Origin of the sequence: Granulicella rosea (assembly GCF_900188085.1) — a bacterium.
GTDB classification, from domain to species: Bacteria; Acidobacteriota; Terriglobia; order Terriglobales; family Acidobacteriaceae; genus Edaphobacter; species Edaphobacter rosea.
On record NZ_FZOU01000004.1, the window covers coordinates 13,398 to 32,361 of the forward strand.

The 18,964-nt window shown below is 65.0% G+C and carries 17 protein-coding genes; 6 read left to right on the forward strand and 11 right to left on the reverse strand.

Annotated features, from left to right (window positions below; genetic code table 11):
- Window positions 1-8 precede the first annotated feature (8 nt).
- The 4 genes from CHB87_RS11915 to CHB87_RS11930 all read right to left on the reverse strand — a co-directional run bounded on the left by CHB87_RS11915 (window position 9) and on the right by CHB87_RS11930 (window position 5,057).
- Window positions 9-683 carry a polysaccharide biosynthesis/export family protein gene (locus tag CHB87_RS11915; protein WP_089408684.1) on the reverse strand — a complete coding sequence of 225 codons (675 nt, stop codon included), beginning with the start codon at window positions 681-683 and terminating at the stop codon, window positions 9-11.
- A gap of 111 nt (window positions 684-794) precedes the next feature.
- A complete protein-coding gene (locus tag CHB87_RS11920; protein ID WP_089408685.1) occupies window positions 795-1,391 on the reverse strand; it encodes a P-loop NTPase family protein in 597 nt (198 codons plus the stop codon).
- A 183-nt stretch (window positions 1,392-1,574) separates the two neighbouring features.
- Complete coding sequence (locus CHB87_RS11925) at window positions 1,575-4,052, reverse strand: GumC family protein (RefSeq protein ID WP_142988319.1); 2,478 nt, start codon at window positions 4,050-4,052, stop codon at window positions 1,575-1,577.
- Between the two features lie 279 nt (window positions 4,053-4,331).
- Entirely contained in the window at window positions 4,332-5,057 is a 726-nt protein-coding gene (locus tag CHB87_RS11930) for a PIG-L family deacetylase (protein ID WP_176441718.1), read from the reverse strand.
- A gap of 211 nt (window positions 5,058-5,268) precedes the next feature.
- On the opposite strand from CHB87_RS11930, the gene crtI reads away from it, so the two are divergent.
- The 5 genes from crtI to CHB87_RS11955 all read left to right on the forward strand — a co-directional run bounded on the left by crtI (window position 5,269) and on the right by CHB87_RS11955 (window position 12,108).
- Complete coding sequence (gene crtI, locus CHB87_RS11935; protein ID WP_089408688.1) at window positions 5,269-6,822, forward strand: phytoene desaturase family protein; 1,554 nt, start codon at window positions 5,269-5,271, stop codon at window positions 6,820-6,822.
- A gap of 61 nt (window positions 6,823-6,883) precedes the next feature.
- Window positions 6,884-8,362 carry an aldehyde dehydrogenase family protein gene (locus CHB87_RS11940; RefSeq protein WP_089408689.1) on the forward strand — a complete coding sequence of 493 codons (1,479 nt, stop codon included), beginning with the start codon at window positions 6,884-6,886 and terminating at the stop codon, window positions 8,360-8,362.
- A 109-nt stretch (window positions 8,363-8,471) separates the two neighbouring features.
- Window positions 8,472-10,001 carry a phytoene desaturase family protein gene (locus CHB87_RS11945; RefSeq protein WP_089408690.1) on the forward strand — a complete coding sequence of 510 codons (1,530 nt, stop codon included), beginning with the start codon at window positions 8,472-8,474 and terminating at the stop codon, window positions 9,999-10,001.
- Between the two features lie 131 nt (window positions 10,002-10,132).
- Complete coding sequence (locus tag CHB87_RS11950) at window positions 10,133-10,900, forward strand: lysophospholipid acyltransferase family protein (RefSeq protein ID WP_217897042.1); 768 nt, start codon at window positions 10,133-10,135, stop codon at window positions 10,898-10,900.
- Window positions 10,897-12,108, forward strand: coding sequence for a glycosyltransferase family 2 protein (locus CHB87_RS11955; protein ID WP_245817958.1), 1,212 nt, complete (start codon window positions 10,897-10,899; stop codon window positions 12,106-12,108). The genes CHB87_RS11950 and CHB87_RS11955 overlap by 4 nt, the downstream gene beginning before the upstream one ends.
- Before the next feature lie 15 nt (window positions 12,109-12,123).
- On the opposite strand, the gene CHB87_RS11960 is transcribed toward CHB87_RS11955, so the two are convergent.
- The 6 genes from CHB87_RS11960 to CHB87_RS11985 form a co-directional block, all read right to left on the reverse strand.
- Entirely contained in the window at window positions 12,124-13,191 is a 1,068-nt protein-coding gene (locus CHB87_RS11960; RefSeq protein WP_089408692.1) for a purine nucleoside permease, read from the reverse strand.
- 187 nt (window positions 13,192-13,378) lie between these two features.
- On the reverse strand, window positions 13,379-14,062 hold the full coding sequence (locus CHB87_RS11965; RefSeq protein WP_089408693.1) for a 7-carboxy-7-deazaguanine synthase QueE: 684 nt from the start codon (window positions 14,060-14,062) through the stop codon (window positions 13,379-13,381).
- A gap of 4 nt (window positions 14,063-14,066) precedes the next feature.
- On the reverse strand, window positions 14,067-14,477 hold the full coding sequence (locus CHB87_RS11970) for a type II toxin-antitoxin system VapC family toxin (RefSeq protein ID WP_245817993.1): 411 nt from the start codon (window positions 14,475-14,477) through the stop codon (window positions 14,067-14,069).
- 5 nt (window positions 14,478-14,482) lie between these two features.
- Window positions 14,483-14,728, reverse strand: a complete 246-nt coding sequence (locus tag CHB87_RS11975; RefSeq protein WP_089408695.1) for a hypothetical protein — start codon at window positions 14,726-14,728, stop codon at window positions 14,483-14,485.
- A gap of 30 nt (window positions 14,729-14,758) precedes the next feature.
- Window positions 14,759-15,139: a 6-carboxytetrahydropterin synthase QueD gene (queD, locus tag CHB87_RS11980; protein ID WP_089408696.1), complete on the reverse strand. Its 381-nt coding sequence runs from the start codon at window positions 15,137-15,139 to the stop codon at window positions 14,759-14,761.
- Between the two features lie 79 nt (window positions 15,140-15,218).
- On the reverse strand, window positions 15,219-15,467 hold the full coding sequence (locus tag CHB87_RS11985) for a hypothetical protein (RefSeq protein WP_089408697.1): 249 nt from the start codon (window positions 15,465-15,467) through the stop codon (window positions 15,219-15,221).
- A 201-nt stretch (window positions 15,468-15,668) separates the two neighbouring features.
- Here CHB87_RS11985 and CHB87_RS11990 point away from each other — a divergent pair, with 201 nt between their 5' ends.
- Complete coding sequence (locus tag CHB87_RS11990; RefSeq protein WP_089408698.1) at window positions 15,669-18,032, forward strand: ankyrin repeat domain-containing protein; 2,364 nt, start codon at window positions 15,669-15,671, stop codon at window positions 18,030-18,032.
- An 87-nt stretch (window positions 18,033-18,119) separates the two neighbouring features.
- On the opposite strand, the gene CHB87_RS11995 is transcribed toward CHB87_RS11990, so the two are convergent.
- A complete protein-coding gene (locus CHB87_RS11995; protein ID WP_089408699.1) occupies window positions 18,120-18,830 on the reverse strand; it encodes an inner membrane CreD family protein in 711 nt (236 codons plus the stop codon).
- Window positions 18,831-18,964 lie beyond the last annotated feature (134 nt).

Here is an 18,964-nt window from a genome sequence, read left to right on the forward strand (position 1 = left end):
TTCGCGGCCTACCGCAGAGTGTACGCTAAGGGGTCGAAGTAAAGCGACAGATTTGTCGCCTTGATGAAGCGGGAGATGTGCGCCAGCTTGTTCGGCGGCACCAGCACCATGTCGCCCGGTTCGAGCGTCAGATCGCGCTCCAGATCCTTGCTGGTCCGCAGCTTGTGCAGGTTGATCTTATGCACCTCGGCCAGGTCGCCGTTCACCCGCCGGAAGACGTAGATATCGGACTGCTGCGCCTCTTCCTTGAAGCCGCCAGCCAGCAGAACCGCCTGCATCGCGGTCGTCTTCTCATAGAAGTCGAAGCGGCCCGGCTTGTCGACCTCGCCGGCCACGACGATGTACGGATGCTCGAACTCCTTCAGCGTCACCGTGACCTCGGGCTTGTTCAGCCGCGCGCTCGCCCGCTCCACCACCAGCGCATGCACCTGGTCGAGCGTCATTCCGGCCAGCCGCATATCGCCGACGATGTTCAGGTTGACGAAGCCATCCGGCTGAATCGTCACGGTCTGGTTGTACTCCGGTGTGTAGCGATAGTCGAAGGTGACGGTGTCGCCCGCGCGCAGGGCATAGCGCGGACGCGTCTGCAGCGTGAGGTCGGGCGTCTGCGCGAACGCCCGCATTCCGGCGAGAGTCAGCAGGAGAATTAGAAGCAGCCGGATTGGGAGTCGTTTGACGTTCATAGTCGGATCGTTTTCGCCGGGACCCCCGTCAAGCTCGTCAACCTGACCCTGAGCTTGCCGAAGAGGAAGGAACCCCGTATCTGTTGTTGCCGTTGCTTGTTTCAAGAAGTTCTACAACCGCCGATAAATCCAATCCGGCACCAGGTAATTCCGCTTATTCAAGATGTGCCCGATCAGATTTCCCCGGGCGAACTCGATCGTCTTCTCCGCGTGCAGAATCTGGTCCCGCCGGGTCTTGTCCGCCTCGACGACCATGATCACGCCGTCGACGAACGGCGCAAGCGAGAGCGCGTCGCCGGCCTCGCGCAGCGACGGGCAGTCGATCAGCACATAGTCGAATGCCGCGCGAAGCTGCTGCACGCAATCCTGCCGATACTGCCAGGACTCCCACGAATGCGGGCCGGACCGCGCCGAGGTCCTGACCAGCTCGAAGATCGAGGGCCCGATCGGCTCGCACAGATCGACCAGCGACCCGGGATCGGCTGTCAGCGCCCGCAGACGGCGCGAGTCGACCGACAGCGTCCGTGCGAGCGAGTCCTTGCCCAGCCCCGCGGTCAGCGCCTGAATCGAGTGCGTCACGCCCTCGCCCGGATTGGCGGAGGTCAGCGCCACCACAAGCCCGTGGCGCGCATTCTGCCGAAGCTGCTGGAAGACCGTGTAGAGAAGGCCCTCATAAGCTGGAACCGTATTGCTTTGCGTCGCGATCAAGGCCTCCTCCTTTCCTGCATCTCTTGCTTGCCGTCACTTCTCGTTTGTCATCCTCGTAGAGGATCTGCGTCTGCACTTCTATCCGATCGGATACATACCCCAGGGGCTAAAGCCCGCTCATCCGCCAGCCTGAGCGCCAAGGCTGCAGCCTTGGCCTATCCGAACGGCCTTACTCAACAACCCTTACTCATGCTTCGACTGCTCGCGCCGCTCCAGACCATCGGCGGTGTACGTCACATAGGTCAGGCGGCCGTACCGGTCGCGCGTCGTCTCGGGACGCGTCCGCTGGGCGCGCTGCGACGGCGAAAGCCGCGCACGGTCGCCCAGCACGCTCTCCCGCGCCGCGGCCAGACGCCCGGTGCGATGGCGCGGCTCGCTCTCCGAGGCGGCCGAATCCGCTGTCTCCTCCCGTAGAGCGGGACGAGGCGTAGCGACAAAGTGAATCTCCGGGTACTTGTCCTCCTCGACGGGCGGAAGCACAGGCGCGGCGACAACCGGCGCGGCGATGACGGCCGGAGCAACCTCGGGCGCCGCCTGCAACGCCGACAGAACCTCGGCGCGCAGCGGAGCGGCGGAATGAGCCACCGGCTCGCGCGGCTCGATCGGCGCGAGGAATGGCGCAGGCTGAACTGCCGGCACAGCCTGAATGGCGATCGATTCCACGACCGGCTCTTCCACCGCGACCATACGGGCCATCGGCAACGCGGGACGCGTGTCGTTCGCGGTCCGGATCGACGACCGCAGCGGCGCGGCGCTGTGTGCGACCGGCTCCATCGGCTCGATCGGGGCGAAGGTCGCGCCTCGTTCGGCGACCGGTTCGGGGACGATGGATGGCGCCGGCTTCGGCTTCAGGAAATCGAGCATCGGGGACTCCTTCGGAGATTGCAACTCAGGCTCGGGAACATGCACGAAAGGGACAGCCGCCTCGATCCGATCCGTCTCGACCGCGACATCCTCGGTCGTAAGAGCGGGCTCCGGAGCTGCAGGAACATCGCTGGACATCTGAAGACCGAAGCCAGCAGCAAAGGCCGGTCGCGCGCCCGACAAGTCGGAGAGGTGCGGAAACCCGCCGCCAGACCCGCCTCCCGGGCCTCCGTCAAAAGGCGCCGGCGACGGGCGCGACGGGGGGTAATGCCCATAGCTCTCCGCAGCGACGAACGGCACGGTCGCGAGCACCGGAATCCGCGTCAGCATCTCCAGCTCGTACGGAGCGGCGACGGTATCGCGTCCCATCTCGGCGAAGAACGCCACGCAGGCAGCCAGGAAGATCGCGGTGAATGTGCCCAGCGCAAGGTTCAGCAGAGGCTCCGGCCGATAGGCCTTCGCCTGGTACGTCGGCCGCTCGGCCACCGCGACGTTGACCAGGTTCTGCTGGTCCATCGCGTCGGCGATCTCGGCCTCGTTGCGCTTCTGGGAGTAGAGCTGGTAGTTGCCCTGCAGCTCGGTCACCTTGGCCTGCAGCGTCGTGTAGTCGACGGTCGAGCCTTCGATATTCACCAGCGTCGCCTTCAACCGGTCGAGCTGTGCGGTCTGATCCACCAGCCGTCCGCGCAGCGCGCGCAGCTCCGTGCTGGTCGCCGTCACCGACGACTTCACCTGCTGGTAGACCGGATTGACGTCGGTGGTGTTCTCGGCGCCCTTGGCATCGGTGGCGGTCTGCAGCGCGGCCTTCGTGTCGGCGATCTGCTTGTTCAGCTCCTCGACCAGCCGGTCAGTGGGCAGAAACTTCACCAGCAACGCGGTCCGCTGATTCTGCAGGTTCGCCAGCAGCGTCGTCAGTTGCTCGACCGAGTAGGTGTTCGGGATGCTGCGCTCGGTGGTGCTCATGCGCGACGGCATCGACTTCAACTGGCCGTTGCCGTTCGCCAGCCGGTTGGTCGCCTCGTCGATCTGCACCTGGGTCGAGCGAACCGCCTCCTCGAGCCCTGTAATCTGCTGCTGCAGCGTGTTTTCCTTGTCCGTCAGCGAGACCATCTGGTTCGCCTGCTGGTATCCGGCGAGCTGCCGCTGCGCCTCGTCCAGTTCGGATTTGTAGCGCTGGGCCTCAGTGTCGAAGAAGCGCGACGCGCCGGTCGACCGCTCGATCTCGCGCTGCTTGGCGAGGAAGGCGCCTAGCAGCCGGTTGACGGTCTCGGTCGCGACTGCGGGCGAAGACGCCGTGAAGCTGACGTGGATGACGTTCGACTTGCGCAGCGCCTCGACCGCCAGGTGCTTGCCATAGCTCAGCACGGCCTTCTCATGCGCCTTGATCTCGGACGGCGTGCGCTCGGCCAGCGGCTTCGACGGCCAGTTCGGGTCGACCACCGCGTCGGCCACATCCTTCGACTTCAGCACCTCGATCTCGGAGTTGATCTTCTCCTCGGTGACCTCGGGCGGCGCGGTGTTATTGGTGTTCCGCTCAGGCGAGAGCAGGTAGTCCGGCCGCGCATTGCGCACCAGGATGTTCATCTCGGACTGATAGGCCCGCGGGCAGAAGAGCACATAGAGCAGCGTGACGGCCATGACCGCGCCAGCCGTCCACTCGATCGCCCGGCGATGACGGAAGACCGCCTCCACCACCGCGCGAGTCGCCGTATTTCCCTGTCCCTGCAGCGGCGGCGTCGAGAGCGGGGTGAAGCCCGCCTGCTCCGGATTGTCGTTACTATCCATCGTGTGTGCCAAGCCCAGACTTCCCCGCCGGCGTCGCTTTCTGAACCCGCGGCGGCAAAATGCAGCCCGCCCGTGTATCAGCTTACAAAGCGTCCAACGTATCCAACTGGACAAAGGCTAGCAGCGCGGGTGACGAAAGAGTAGGAAACTCATCCACACCTTTTGTGGGATTCCCCACGATGCCATTAGCTTCCGGGGTACGCCTCAGGACAGAATTCGCCGTTTTTCCCGCGAATGTCGGCCTCGGAAAAAGCCGACGCCGTTTTTTTGCGTACGACGATAAGCCAGCCGCTAGAGTCCTGCCGCCGTCCACGCCGCGTTCCCCCACACCCGCTCTCCGCCCAGACGAACGGCGCGCGCGGCGATCGCCTCCGCGTCCGCCGCCTCGATCTGCGAAGCGTAAAGCTGCGACACGCGCCGCTTCCACTCGGCCGCGTCACTGGCCTTGCCGGGATACACCACGGGCGTCAGACCGTCGGAGGCCTCAACCCGGTCCTCCGAAGACGCCGGAAGATTTTCGTAGAGCGCATAGGCCAGCCCCGGCTGGCTCTCGGCGAGATACGCCAGCCCCGCATCGCGCACCACGCGGTGGTCGACGTGGTTGCCCAGCGCCAGCGGCAGCAGAACCGCGTGGAACGCGCGCGGCTCGGCGGCCAGCTTCGCCAGCGCCTTTCGAATCTTCGGTATGGCGGTGTCCTCCGCGCTCGACTCCATGGAATGAACGAGCCCGCCCTCGCAGTGCAGCCGGATCGGAGCATCCTTCATATTCAAGTCGACCATCGCGAGGCCGGGAATCGCCTTCAAAAGCTGCTCGTCTTCCTTCCGGCGGATGGACGATATATAGGCCAGCCGGTCGTTCTCGTGGACCGTATCCGCATCCGAGTAAGGTGCATGGAGGCTGCGGGTAAACACGTTCAGGACGGTGACGCGATGCCGCGACGCCAGCCACTGCGGCATCGCGAGTCCAAGCGAAAAAGCGGCGTCGCCGCGGTGGGACGAAAGTACGAGCAGGTTCAAAACGGTATGCACTCCAGACGACTAAGAATACCGCCTGCCCGCTTTACCTGCTGCGAACCGGTTTTTTTTCGCGTAGATTGAGTCAACCCAAGTTGTACCGTTCGAAGATTGACCGGACGGAAGAGCGCCTCAACTCGGAGGCGCGATCCGGCATCTCTTCATCTAGATTCAGCTAAGTTGGAACTGTCGGTTGCGGGGGCGTAACGTTTTGATGAAGAAGCAGGATCGTCGTGCGGTCATTGTAGGGGCAGGTCCCGGCGGGCTGGCGGCCGCCGTGCTGCTCGCCAAATCGGGCGTAAAGGTGACGGTCGTCGAAAAACGCGGCCAGGTCGGTGGACGCACCTCCACCATCGAACGGGACGGCTTCAAGTTCGATACCGGGCCAACCTTCTTCCTCTATCCGCAGGTGCTGAAGGAGATCTTCGCCGCAGCGGGCTACGACCTGGACCGCGAGGTTCCCATGACGCGGCTCGACCCGCAGTACCGGCTGGTCTTCGGCGCCGGCGGCGAGCTGCTCGCCACGCCCAATGTCGAACGCATGGAGCAGGCCATTGCCGCCATCTCGCCCGAGGACGCACGCCGCTTTCACCAGTTTCTGAACCACAATCGCAACAAGCTCGCCAAATTTCTGCCCTTCCTGCAAAGCCCCTTCGAGAGCTGGCGCGACCTGGCCAAGCCCGACATGCTGAAGCTGCTGCCGCTGCTCGCGCCCTGGAAGTCGCTCGACGGCGACCTGCAGACGCATTTTCAGGACGAACGCATCCGCCTCGGCTTCAGCTTCCAGTCGAAGTACCTCGGCATGAGTCCGTTCCGCTGTCCCAGCCTCTTTTCGATCCTGTCCTTCCTGGAGTACGAGCACGGCGTCTTTCACCCCACCGGCGGCTGCGGCTCGGTGACGCGGGCGATGGCGCGCATCGCCGAGGAGCTGGGCGTCGAATTCCTGCTCGACGAGCCGGTCGAGCGCGTCATGGTCGAACGCGGCAAGGCCGTCGGCGTCAAGACCGCGAACCACACCCTGTCCGCCGACGCCGTGGTCGTCAACGCGGACTTCGCCGGAGCCATGCGCCGCATGGTGCCGAACTCCGCCCGTCGCAAATGGACCGACGAGCGGCTGGCGAAGAAGAAGTACTCCTGCTCGACCTTCATGATGTACCTCGGCATCGACGGCCGCTACGACGACGTCTCGCACCACACCATCTATCTCGAAAAGAACTACAAACAGAACCTGCGCGATATCGAGGAGCTGCACGAGCTCTCGGCCGAACCGTCGTTCTATGTCCAGAACGCCAGCGTCACCGACCCGACGCTGGCGCCCGCCGGGCAGAGCACGCTCTACGTCCTGCTGCCCGTCACGCATGAATCCGACAAGGTCGACTGGGCCAGGGAGACGCCACGCTTCCGCGAGCTCGCCATCCGGCAGATGGAGAAGATCGGCATCACCGGCCTCGAAGGCCGTATCCGCACGGAGAAGATTCTTACCCCGTCGGGCTGGGCTGCCGACTTCGATCTCTATAAGGGCGCGACGTTTTCGATGGCGCACTCGCTCGACCAGATGCTGCACCTTCGCCCGCACAACCGCTTCGAGGACATTGACCAGATGTACCTCGTCGGCGGCGGCACGCACCCCGGCTCCGGTCTTCCGGTCATCTTCGAGAGCGCACGCATCACCTCGCGCCTGCTGCTCGAAGACCTGGAGATAGAGCCCCAGTGGGAGCCGCAGAGCAACCCGATGCGGGGCATCTCCCTGGTTGGAGCAGCCTCTTGAGACAGATGTCCGTCATGGGTTACCGCCCGGCAGAGAGTACTTCGGAGACCGCCGCATCGAGATGAACTCCGCCACCATAACGACGGACTGTACCGAGGTCGACCTCAATGCCCACGCGCGCCTCGCGCAGCGCTCGTGGGCCGCGCTGCCTGTCTCGCACCGCCTGCGTGTGCTGAAGATCGCACGGGGCCTGTTCGCACGGAATACCGCAAACCTCGTCGAGGCCATCCCCGCCACGCTCGCCCGAACCCAGGCGGACACGCTCGCCGCAGAGGTGCTACCGCTGCTTGCCGGCTGCAGGTTTCTGGAATCGAACGCCGCCCGGCTCTTGAAACCAAAGAGACTCGGCCGAGCCGGCCTGCCCTTCTGGCTCGCCGGCGTCTCGAGCGAGGTCTACCGCGCGCCCTTCGGCGTCGTCCTGATCATCGGCCCGGCGAACTACCCGCTCTTCCTCCCCGGCGTTCAGGCGCTGCAGGCGCTCGCCGCCGGAAACGCCGTCGTCTGGAAGCCCGGACGCGGCGGACGGGCCGTCGCCGAGGTCTTCGCCGCCACGCTCGAACACGCCGGTCTGCCCGAGGGCCTGCTCCGCGTCACGGACGAGGCCGTCGAAGCCTCGCTGCAGGAACTCGCCGCCAGCCCGGACAAGATCGTCTTCACCGGCTCCGCCCAGGCCGCCCGCAGCGTGCTGGCCGCCGCCGCCGAGACCCTCACCCCCTGCATCGTCGAGGCGTCCGGCTCGGACGCCGTCATCGCCCTGCCCACCGCCGACCCCGCCCGCCTCGCCCAGGCGCTGGCCTTCGGCATGCGCCTCAACGGCTCCGAGACCTGCATGGCGCCGCGCCGCCTCCTGCTCGTCGGCTCTCCCGAGAGGAGTCAGCACGAGCCTCTGCTCGCCGCGATCCGCACCGAGTTCGCCAAGATCGAAGGCATCCCCTACACCGACCCGGCCAAACGCCAGCTTCTGCGCGACCTCCTCGCCGACGCAAAGCTCCACGGCGCCGAGGTCTGGCAAGGAGAGGCACAGCGAGACGCCGACGCCATCTTCCTCCGCCCCATCCTTATACTGAACGGCACGCCCGCCATGCGCGTCGCGCGCACCGACATCTTCGCCCCGATCCTCACCGTCATCCCCTGCCCCGACGAGCAGGCCGTCCTCGAAGCCCAGCAGGCCTGCCCCTTCGGCCTCACGGCCGCGATCTTCGGCGAAGAGGCCGCCGCGCTCAGGCTGAGTGAGAGGCTTACCGCGGGTACGATCCTGATCAACGACCTCATCGTACCCACCGCCGACCCGCGCATCCCCTTCGGCGGGCGGCGCGCGAGCGGCTACGGCGTCACGCGGGGCCCAGAGGGCCTGCTCGAAATGACCGCCGCGAAGAGCGTACTCACCCGCCGCGGCAAGAGCCTCCAACACTACGCGCCCACCACGAAGACCCACGCCGGGATGTTCGAAGGCGTCATCCAGATGAGCCACGCCCCCACCCGCGCCGAGCGCTGGGCCGGCCTGCGCCGCATGATCGACGCGGCCCGAAAGCTCAGGTGAGAGCCTTCGGTGGAAGCCTGGGGCTTAAGCCCAGGAATAAACTCCGGACGTGAACAGGGCTTCAGCCCTGGGCCTTCGCACTGTTTAGCCACACAACACAAGGAGCAACATGCAGAGCAACAAGAACGTAGGCGTCATCGGAAGCGGTCTGGCGGGTCTGGCAGCGGCATGTACCCTCGCCGCGCGCGGCCATAAGGTCACGGTCTTCGAGAAGAACCCCTGGCTCGGCGGCAAGGCCGCGCAGCTCCGCGAGAAGGGCTTCCGCTTCGACATGGGTCCGACCATCCTCATCCAGCCTTCTGTCCTGCGCAAGGTCTTTGAAGAGGCCGGCAGGAAGATGGAGGACTATGTCCCCATGGTCCGGCTGGACCCGCAGTGGCGCTGCTTCTTCGAGGACGGCAAGGTCATCGACCTGCGCGACAACGCCCGCGAGATGGCTGCATCGCTCGAAGCCATCTGGCCGAAGATGGGCGCCGGTTACCTCAGGTTCCTCGAACAGTCCGAGCAGCTCCACTCCATCTCCGACCGCTTCTTCTTCTGGCGGTCGATCGGCTCCATGCGCGACACCATGGACGTCAAGGGCGCCTTCGACCTCAACGTCCTCAGGGACGTCATGCGGATGCGTCTCGGCAAGACCGTCTCCGAGGTCATCCGCGAGAACATCCCCGACGCCAACACCGCGCAGATGCTCGACCACTTCGTCCAGTACGTCGGCTCCAGCCCCGACGCCTCGCCCGCCATCCTCTGCGCCATCGGCCACATGCAGATGGAAGAAGGCATCTGGTACCCGATGGGCGGCACACGCGCCGTGCCCGAAGGCCTGGTCAAACTCGCTACCGAACTCGGCGTCACCTTCCACACCGGCGCCGACGTGGCGAAGATCCTCTCGGACGGCTCGCCCCTGACCGGCCACGGCGGCAAGGTCACCGGCCTCGTCACCACACGCGGCGTCGTCCACACGTTCGACGCGGTCGTCTCGAACTCCGACGCCGTCCGCACGCATCGGGAGTTGATCGGCGGCCCGGTCGCCCGCGAGTTCGAGCACAAACGCAGCTACGAGGCCGCCTGCTCCGGCGTCGTCCTCTACCTCGGACTCAACAAGCGCTACGACCACCTCGCCCACCACGACTTCGTCTTCTCCCGCGACCCGCACGAGGAGTTCCACGCCATCTACGACAAGGGCGAACCCGCGCCCGACCCCACCTGCTACCTCGCGGCGACGTCGCAGACAGACCCGAGCAGCGCCCCGGAGGGCGGCGAAGCGCTCTACGTCCTCGTCCACACGCCCTACCTGCGTCCGCACCACGACTGGAAGCAGATGTTCCCGGCCTATCGCCAGGTGATTCTCGACAAGCTGAAGCGCACAGGCGGCATGCCCGACATCGAGGACCGCATCGTCTACGAGTCCGCCCTGACCCCGCAGGACATCCACGACCGCTACCGCGTGCTGAACGGCGCCATCTACGGCATCTCCAGCCACGGCGTCTTCAACGGCGCCTTCAAACCCGCCAACCGCAGCAAGGAGATGCCCGGCCTCTACCTCGCGGGCGGCGCAGCCCACCCCGGCCCCGGCATGCCCATGGTCATGATGTCCGGCTGGATCGCCGCCGACTCCCTCGACCAGGACGCGAACGCCTAGCAAATCCTTGTTTGTCATTCCCGCAGGGAATCTGCTTCTGCGTTTGTCTTTCTCCCTGCTCTAATCTGTCTTTGCAGGAGTTCTTTAAGGTACGCTTGCCTCATCCGCCCATGGCCGCGCCCCGACAACCCGTGCCCGCGATCTCGAGGCCCATCCTGGCCTTCTTTCGCAGCACCGCGCGCCGATACTTTCGCCGCCAGTTCCACGCCGTCCGCGCCCGCAACCTCGAACGCTTCACCCATCCCGGCCGCCCGCTCATCGTCTACGCCAACCACGGCTCCTGGTGGGATCCCATGGTCTCGGTCCTGCTCGCGGCCGAACGCATGAGCGAACGCCGGCACTACGCGCCGATGGACGCCGACGCCCTGAAGCGTTACGTCATCCTCCGGAGCATCGGCATCTTCCCGGTCGAGATGCACACCGCGCGCGGCGCCGCCCAGTTCCTCCGCACCGGTAAGGCGATCCTCGAATCCGGCGGAGTCCTCTGGGTCACCCCGCAGGGGCGCTTCGCCGATCCGCGCCAGCGTCCGCTCGACTTCAAACCCGGCCTCGCCGCCCTGGCCGCAAAGGTCGAGGGCGGCTGCACCCTGCTGCCGCTCGCCATCGAATACCCATTCTGGGATGAGCGCCTGCCCGAGACGCTGCTCCACTTCGGCGAACCCGTCCACGTCGCACCCGGCGAGCAGGACATCCAACTGAAGCTCGAATCCGCCTTGCTGGTCGCAATGGACGAGCTCAAGACCGTTGCCATCGCCCGCGATCCGCGCGCCTTCACCACGCTCCGCCAGGGCAGCGCCGGCGCAGGCGGCTTCTACGCCCTCGGCAAACGCCTCGCCGCGCTGCTCGGCCGGCGCCCCTACATCGCCGAACACACCCCGCTGCCCGAGGCGCCCGAATGATGCTCGTCACCCTCGCACTCGCGGCCCTGGTCTGCGCGCTCATCCCCGCGATCCTCTTCGCGGTGAACCTGCGGCTGTATGTGCCGCCCCCGCCCGCGGGCGACGCCGAACTGCCGGCCGTCTCCGTCCTCATCCCGGCGCGGAACGAAGCGGCGGGCATCGTGGCCTGCGTACGCTCCGTGCTGGCCAGCACCGGAGTCGAACTTGAGGTCATCGTCATGGACGACGCCTCGACCGACGGCACGGGCGACCTCGTCGCGGCGCTCATCCGCGAAGACCCGCGCGTCCGCCTCGAACGCGCCCCCATCCTGCCGGCGGGCTGGAACGGCAAGCAGCACGCCTGCTGGAACCTCGCCCGCGCCGCCGCGTACCCTGTCCTCTGCTTCGTCGACGCCGACGTGCGGCTCGAACCGGAGTGCGTCGCCCGCATGGCCGCGTTTCTCTCCTCCGCCGACCAGACCAAGCCGCTCGGCCTCGTCAGCGGCTTCCCCCGCCAGATCACCGGCACGTGGCTCGAACGGCTGCTGCTGCCGCTGATCCATTTCGTCCTGCTCGGCTTCCTGCCCGTCGCACGCATGCGCTCGAGCGTCGACCCCGCGCTCGCCGCCGGCTGCGGCCAGTTCCTGATGGCGTGGAAGGAGGACTACTTCTTCACCGGCGGCCACTCCCAGATCAAGGAGACGATGCACGACGGCCTGCTGCTGCCCCGCCTCTTCCGCCACCACGGATACCGCACCGACCTCGCCGACCTGACGCCGCTCGCGCAATGCCGCATGTATACCAGCGCCGCGCAGGTCTGGCAGGGGCTGGCGAAGAACGCCACCGAAGGCCTCGCCGCCCCGAACCGCATCGTGCCGGTAACGCTCCTGTTGCTGCTGGGACAGGTTGTGCCGTTTCTTTACATCGGAGCGTTGGCGCTCGGCGCGCTCATCGCGGCGCCGAACTTACTCTTCCTCCTGCAACACCGCATGTATATCCTCGGAATCACACCGGCAGGCACGTTCGTCATCGTGGCGGCGCTGATCGGCGTCTTCGCCGCATGGCTGACCCGCATCCTCGCGGCCTCGCGCTTCCGCCAGAGCTGGCTCAGCGCATTCCTGCACCCCATCGGCATCGTCCTGCTGCTTGCCGTTCAGTGGTACGCGCTGCTGCGCAAGCTCACCGGCGGCAAGGTCTCCTGGAAGGACCGCGCCTACGCCAAGGAGTAGGCGTTTCCGGCAAGCTCACTGCCCCGGCACATGCTCCCGCGTCACCGCCCAATCCGCCACCAGCTTATCCACCACTACGTGCCCCACCCCATACGCCGCGTTGAGCGCCGGGATGTAAGCCGAGTACTTCGCCAGCTTCTCCCCGCTCAGGCTCTGCGACGCGGTCATGCCCGCAGGCTGCTGGTCGAAGTTGCTCGCCGTCCGCAGCACCAGCACGCGGTGGATGTCCACCTTGTGCGCCTTGCCGAGATAGGTGAGCGACTGCATCGTGCCCGTGTCCTCCATCCCGCAGATCGCATAGCTGCCCTTGCCGTCCGTCTGGTACTTCACCCAGTCGCGCGCCCACTGGTTCATCAGCTTGCCATGCCAGTAGGTCGAAGCCGATAGATTGTCCCCGCGAAGTACGAACGGCGGACGGTGCGCCGGAGCCGCAGCATCATCCGGCATGTATTGCATGCGCTTCTCGCGAATGCCGTCGGTGTCGGCCAGCGGCGTGTCCTTCGTCAGGTTGAACGCCCAGCCGACGAGCCCCGGATTCAGCTTGTAGACCACGCCATCGTCGCCCGGATTGCGCTCTTCGCGCGGCTGCTCGTACGGAACCTTCTTGCCCAGCGGAAGATAGCCCGTCGTCCAGCCCGCCGGCGCCTCGCGCGGATCGATCTCATGCGCCAGATCGCCGTCCACGATATAGTCCGACCACACCGCCGAACCCAGCGAGCCCTTCGCCGGATCGATGCCGCCGATGCCCGCCACCAGAAAGTAGGCATGGGTCAGGTCGAAGCGCGGGTCCAACCCCAGCGCCATGATCGAGGCCGCGGCATGCGCCGTGCCCATACCCGTCACCATGCCCAGCACGCCGGTCTTCGGATTCAGCCGGAACTGGTGATAGCCCGCCGGGTCCGGCAGCACCGTATCCAGATGCTGGCGCTCGACCCAGAACTGAAACTCGCCCGGAACATCGCCCGCGTCCTCGCCGCGCTCGAACATGCTGACGATAACAACCTTGATCTCGATCGGCTTGGGAGCCTGCGCAAAGGCGCACGTAGACACAGCGAGCAGGAAAACGGCAGAGAGAAGGCGCATGAGCGATGTTAGCGCAGAATGGAAAGAAAACGGAGATCCTTCGCTTCGCTCAGGATGACAACACTTCGAATGGACTGGAAAGAGCCGCCACAAACGCGTGTCATCCTGAGCCACAAACACCTGTCATCCTGAGCGGAGCGCAGCGCAGCCGAAGGATCTGCTTCTCTTTTCCGGGCCACTGCTACCGCTAAACGCCCTTCTTCATCGGTTCCCAGATGAACTTGTGAATCTGCAGGCTCAACCGCGCGTCCACGCCGTCTTCCATCATCCACTCGACCAGCGTCCTCGGGTCCAGCGTCGCATTCTCGACCGTCCGCAGCGGGCTGGGATTCTTGCTGAAAGCAGGGCTCAGCAGCACGCCGCCAGCTCTCTCGTTCAACCTGTGCTCGGCAATAAATGCGCGCGCGAACTCATAGTCCGCGCGATGGCTCAGCACGAACTTCACCTCGTCGCCCTTCGTCAGCGCGTCGAGATTCTCCATCCGGAAACTGTACGCAGCCGCCCCCGCGCCGGGACACTTCACATCCACGATCTTGTGGACAGCCTTCGGCACATCCGCCAAAGCCCGCTCGCCCGAGGTCTCCATCATCAGCGTGTAGCCCGCCGCCAGCAGACGCTCCATCAGCGGCAGCAGTTCGCGCGCCTGCAGCATCGGCTCGCCGCCGGTAAACTCGACCAGCCTGCACGGCGCCAGCGCTTCGATCTGCGCAACGATCTCGTCGGCCGTAAACGGCTTGCCGCCGGTAAAGGTGTACTCCGAGTCGCACCACGCGCAGCGCAGGTTGCACCCCGCCAGACGCACGAAGATGCACGGCAGCCCGGTGAAGCTCGACTCCCCCTGGACGGATTTATACAGTTCGATCAAATGCATAAGTCTATGAACTCGGCAGGATAAGCGCCACACCCGCATTCGAAGCCGCTGCGGCGAGTTGCTTATCGAGTGTGGCTAAAGGCAAGTTGAGGCGAAGCGCCAATTCAAGATAAGCCGCATCGTACGCAGTTAAACGGTGGAGTTGCATAAGCGGCACCAGCGTGCCGGGACCGGTTGGACGCACGGTTGAGTCCGTGTGAAGCTCCAGAGCAGCGAACAAGCCTATCGCGCCCAACACCTCGGCCTTATTCAGTCGTCCCTTTCGCAAAGCCATCCCAAGGATATTCGACATTTCCACATGCCAGATAGGCGGAACGAAGATTGCCCTCGTCTTCGCCATGCTCAGAACCCCAACGGTCTCCGGAGTCTGCTCATCCTTGAAGCACCAGCTAAGCGCTACCGAACTGTCGAGCACGAAACTCAATAGGCGTGCCCTTCGTGAATGAAGGAGCGCCATTCCTGCGCGCCTCTGCCGGAGGTCGCTTCATTCGATTTCATCTGCTGAATCCAGGCGTCTATCGTCGCGATACGCCGTGAACTGGCGTCGGCGTCGAGAAGAATCTGCTCCTGCATGATGAGATTCGCATAGCTGGCGACGCTCATTCCTGCATCGGCTGCCTTCTTCTCCAAGGCAGGTCGAAGATCTTCGCTCAATTCAATCTGCATCGTCTCACCTCCACGACAGTATAAGGCGGTTTACTCGTAGTACCGCGCGAAGCTCGTGTCGGTCTCGTACAGCGTGCAGTCCTTCACGCGAACGCGGCCGCCGGTCATCTCGATCATCTGCTGCGCCGTCTGCTGGTAGAAATACTTCGCCAGATTCTCGGCGCTCGGGTTGATCTCCTCGTCGAACGGCTTCAGATCGTTGATCATGAAATGGTCCAGGTATTCGACCGTCGGCTTCATCACCTGCTTCAGCAGTTTGAAGTCGAGCAGCAGACCGGTCGCGTCCAGCTCCTCGCCGACCAGCGTCACGAAGACCTTGTAGTTGTGGCCGTGCGGATTCTCGCACTTGCCGCGATAGTTGCGGAGATAGTGTCCCGAGCTGAACCCGGCCTGGACGGTGACTTCGAACATTGCGTGCTGCTTCCCTTCTGCTGCCAGCTAAACCTCTATTGTAGCGGTTTCGGCCGGGCCGGGTCGCGGCAGGAAGGATTCAGGGCTTGCGACGGCGCGCCGCACGGGCCTCTTCCGCCCGCCGCTCCGCCTGCTCGAACAGCGTTGAAAAGATGCCGCCCAGCGCAATCACCATCGAAAGCACGAAGAACCCAAGGCCCATCGTCCGCCACAGCGAAGCGTCGCCCGGCGACCCAGGCTGCTGCGCAACGTTCGACACCGACAGCCCAAAGGCCACCAGAGCAAAGAGAAACAGCGTGCCGGCGAGTATGTAAAGGTTGCGTCCCATGAACTCTGCTCTATTCTACCGGTCCTGCGCGGCCTTTGGAGCGGCGCACCCATTTGAGAGGTAAGTTACAGAATCGATTGACACCCCCAGAGCGAGCCGCTAGTCTTTGGTCACCATCGGGCCCCGATCCAGACTGCTTTCGAAGAGACCGCCGAAGAGCATGGCGGTAGCCGCTGCCGCGGATTCATCGTAGGGGTTCCCATGAAGAAACGCTTCGAGTTGACGTCCGTCCTCTCCCTCTCCACCGTATTGGCGCTGGGCCTTGCAAGCTGCTGGAGCCGCTTCGTCACCCCGGCCAGCGCGCGGTCCGCGAGCGAGCAGACGACGGAGAAGATCGACTTCGCCCACGACATCCAGCCGATTCTGCGGCAGAACTGCGTTCGCTGCCACGGTGCGACCAAGCAGAGCGGCGGCATGAGGCTCGACCGCAAGAGTTCGGCGATGAAAGCGTTCACCCGCCGCGTCGTGCCCGGAAACAGCGCCAACAGCATGCTCTTTCATCGCGTCAGCGACAGCCAGTTCGGACCGCCGATGCCGCCCGACAAGCCCCTGACCGCCGAGCAGGTCGACCTGCTCAGGCGCTGGATCGACCAGGGCGCCGACTGGCCCGACAGCCTTTCGAACGAGGCCGAACCGAAGCCCCTCAACCCCGATGCGATCGCCGCCGTCGATCTGCTGCGCGACAACCAACTGCCCGCCTTCCTGAAACTCGTCTCGGCCACGCCTGCCCTGCTGAACGCGCGCGGTCCAGAGGGCTCGACGCCCTTCATGTACGCCGTCCTCTACACCGGCGCCGCGACGCTCGACCAACTGCTGAAGCTGGGCGCCGATCCGAATCTGCGCAACGACGAGGACGCGACCGCGCTCATGTGGGCCGCGCACGAGTTCGACAAGACCGCCGTGCTCGTCGCCCACGGAGCCGACGTGAACGCGCGTTCGGCCGACTTCCGCACGCCGCTGATGATCGCCGCCCGGCGGCCCGGAGCCGTCGCGACAGTCAAACTGCTGCTCGACCACGGCGCCGATCCGAACCGCAACGAACGGCCTGGCGGCCAATCCTCCGCCCTGCTCGAAGCCGCGACCGCCGGCGATGCGGCCAGCTTCGAACTTCTGCTCGACCGCGGCGCGAAGCTACGCGGCGACGCCGAACCCATCCTCGTGATGAACATCATCATGGAGTGCCGCCGCTGCGTCGATCTCACGGTCGCGAAGCTCGACGGTTTGAAGGCCGCCGATAAGACCTTCGAAGACAAGGGCATCTACACCAGCACGCTCCAGGACACCGCCTTCCTCGACGACGCCGCATCGATCAGGCTGCTGCTCGCGCATGGAGCGGACCCGAAGCTCCCGGATGGCTCCGGTCGCACCGCTCTGCTCTACGCCGCCGCCTCGGACGTCCTGTCGCTCGATGCGATCAAGCTCCTGGTCGCGGGCGGCTCGGACGTAAACGCACACAGCCTGCACGAGCACTCCGGCGACTCCGGCATGACCGTCCTCGACATGGCGATGCAGCATGGGCACACCCCCATCGTCGACTACCTCGTCTCCATCGGCGCGAAGCCCGGCCAGCCCCACGCGGCTGTGCTGCCCGCGCGCTTCACCAGCGAGCTGCGCCCCGCCGTCCAGAGTAGCCTGCCTCTGCTGCAGCGCGCCGACGCCAACTTCGCCAAGAACTCCGGCTGCGTCTCCTGCCACAACAACAACCTGACCGCCATGACCATGTCCCTGGCCCGCAAACAGGGCTTCGCCGTGGACGAGCAGACAGCCGCAAGCCAGCTCCACGTGAACGCCGATGCCCTCGCCAAGGCGCGCGACATCCTGCATCAGGGCTTCCTGTTGCCCGTCGAAGACAACTTCAGCGAAAACGTGATGGCCTATATCCTCCTCGGTCTGGACGCCGAGGGCTACAAGCCCAACCTCGACACCGACGCCGCTGCGATGCACATCCTCTGGAGGCAGAAGCCCAACGGCGAGTGGCAGCAGCCGCATGGCGACGGTCGCCAGCCCCTCTGCCTCAACTACACCGGCCAGACCGCGCTCTCGCTGCGCGGGCTGCAGCTCTACGCGCCGAAGACCGATGCCGCCGTCTATCGCAAATCCATCGCCCTGGGCGCGGCGTGGCTCGCGACCGCCAAGTCCTACAACAACGACGACCGCAGTTGGCGCGTCTCCGGCCTGGCCTGGGCCGGCACCAACAAGCCCGCGCTGCTGCGCGCCGTGCAGGAGCTGAAGTCCGCCCAGAAGCCCGATGGCGGCTGGTCCGATCTGCCTTCCATGGACAGCTCCGCCTACGCCACCGGCAAGAGCCTGGTCGCCCTGCACACCGCGGGCATGGCCGTCTCCGACCCCGCCTACCAGCGCGGGATGAAGTGGCTGCTCAGCCACCAGCAGCCCGACGGATCCTGGTACGTTCAGACCCGGGCACTCGGCTTCCAGCCCTGGTCCGACGCCGGCTTCCCCCACAAGTACGACCAGTTCATCTCCGCCGCCGCCACCAACTGGGCAGCCATGGCCCTGACTCTCGCGCTGCCCGAGAAAAGGCCGGTCATGGCGTCGCTGCGATAACAACCGAATCGGCCCGGTCTGAAAAGAGGCACGTTGGAAGGTGCAGCCCGCCGCGCCTTCCATCGCGCGCGGCGGGGCGCACAACAATCAATCCAGCCACGAGTCGCGCCCGCCTGCGGCCGTGGCGGCAGCGACCGGAGCCCCTTCGCCATACCAATCCACATTCCGCGTGACGTACATCGCCGCCGCGACCGCGAAGAAGCTCGCCACCGCCCCCACCAGCAGCGCGTACGCCTCCACCCTCAGCAGCACGTAGATAAACGCGTATAGCAGCGTAAACACCCCCAGCGCCCGCATCCCGAGCTTCCGGCTATGGAAGAGCCAATGCGTATTAATCGCGAACAACCCCACCGTGCAGCCGCCGGCGATCAGAAAGCTGAGGTCGAAGCCCAGGTGTTCGGCAAATGAAAGCAGCAGCAAATAGAAGATCGTCTGCGCCACCCCCACCAGCGCGTACTGCGCCGGGTGGACGCTCCTGCCGGTCATCACCTCGAAGAGAAAATATGTCAGAAAGACCAGCCCGAGGAACAGCGTAATGTAGTGCAGCGAGCGATGGATCGCCCGGTAGGAGTCCGCAAGCTCCACCCCGAAGAGCCTCTCCGGCTGCGCGGGCGCGCTCTCCGACGCCTGCTGTACCCCATGAATGCTGGCGCGTTCGGTGGTGAGGCTTTCGATGAAAAAACCCGAGATGCTCATCACCAGCGCGAGCATCAGGATAATGAAGAACTTTCCTCCCAGCGAAAAGGTACGCACAATGTTGGACTTCAGCGGCGGCGGAGGTGTGACAAAGCTGCTCATAGTGGAATCTCCTTAGGTGATTTACTTTGCAATGCAAAGTGAATGAAGACAGGACTAGCGCTACCTACCCGAATCGATAGGCTTGATAACTTACTTTGCAATGTAAAGCTAAACTTTGCAGTGCAAAGTGTCAA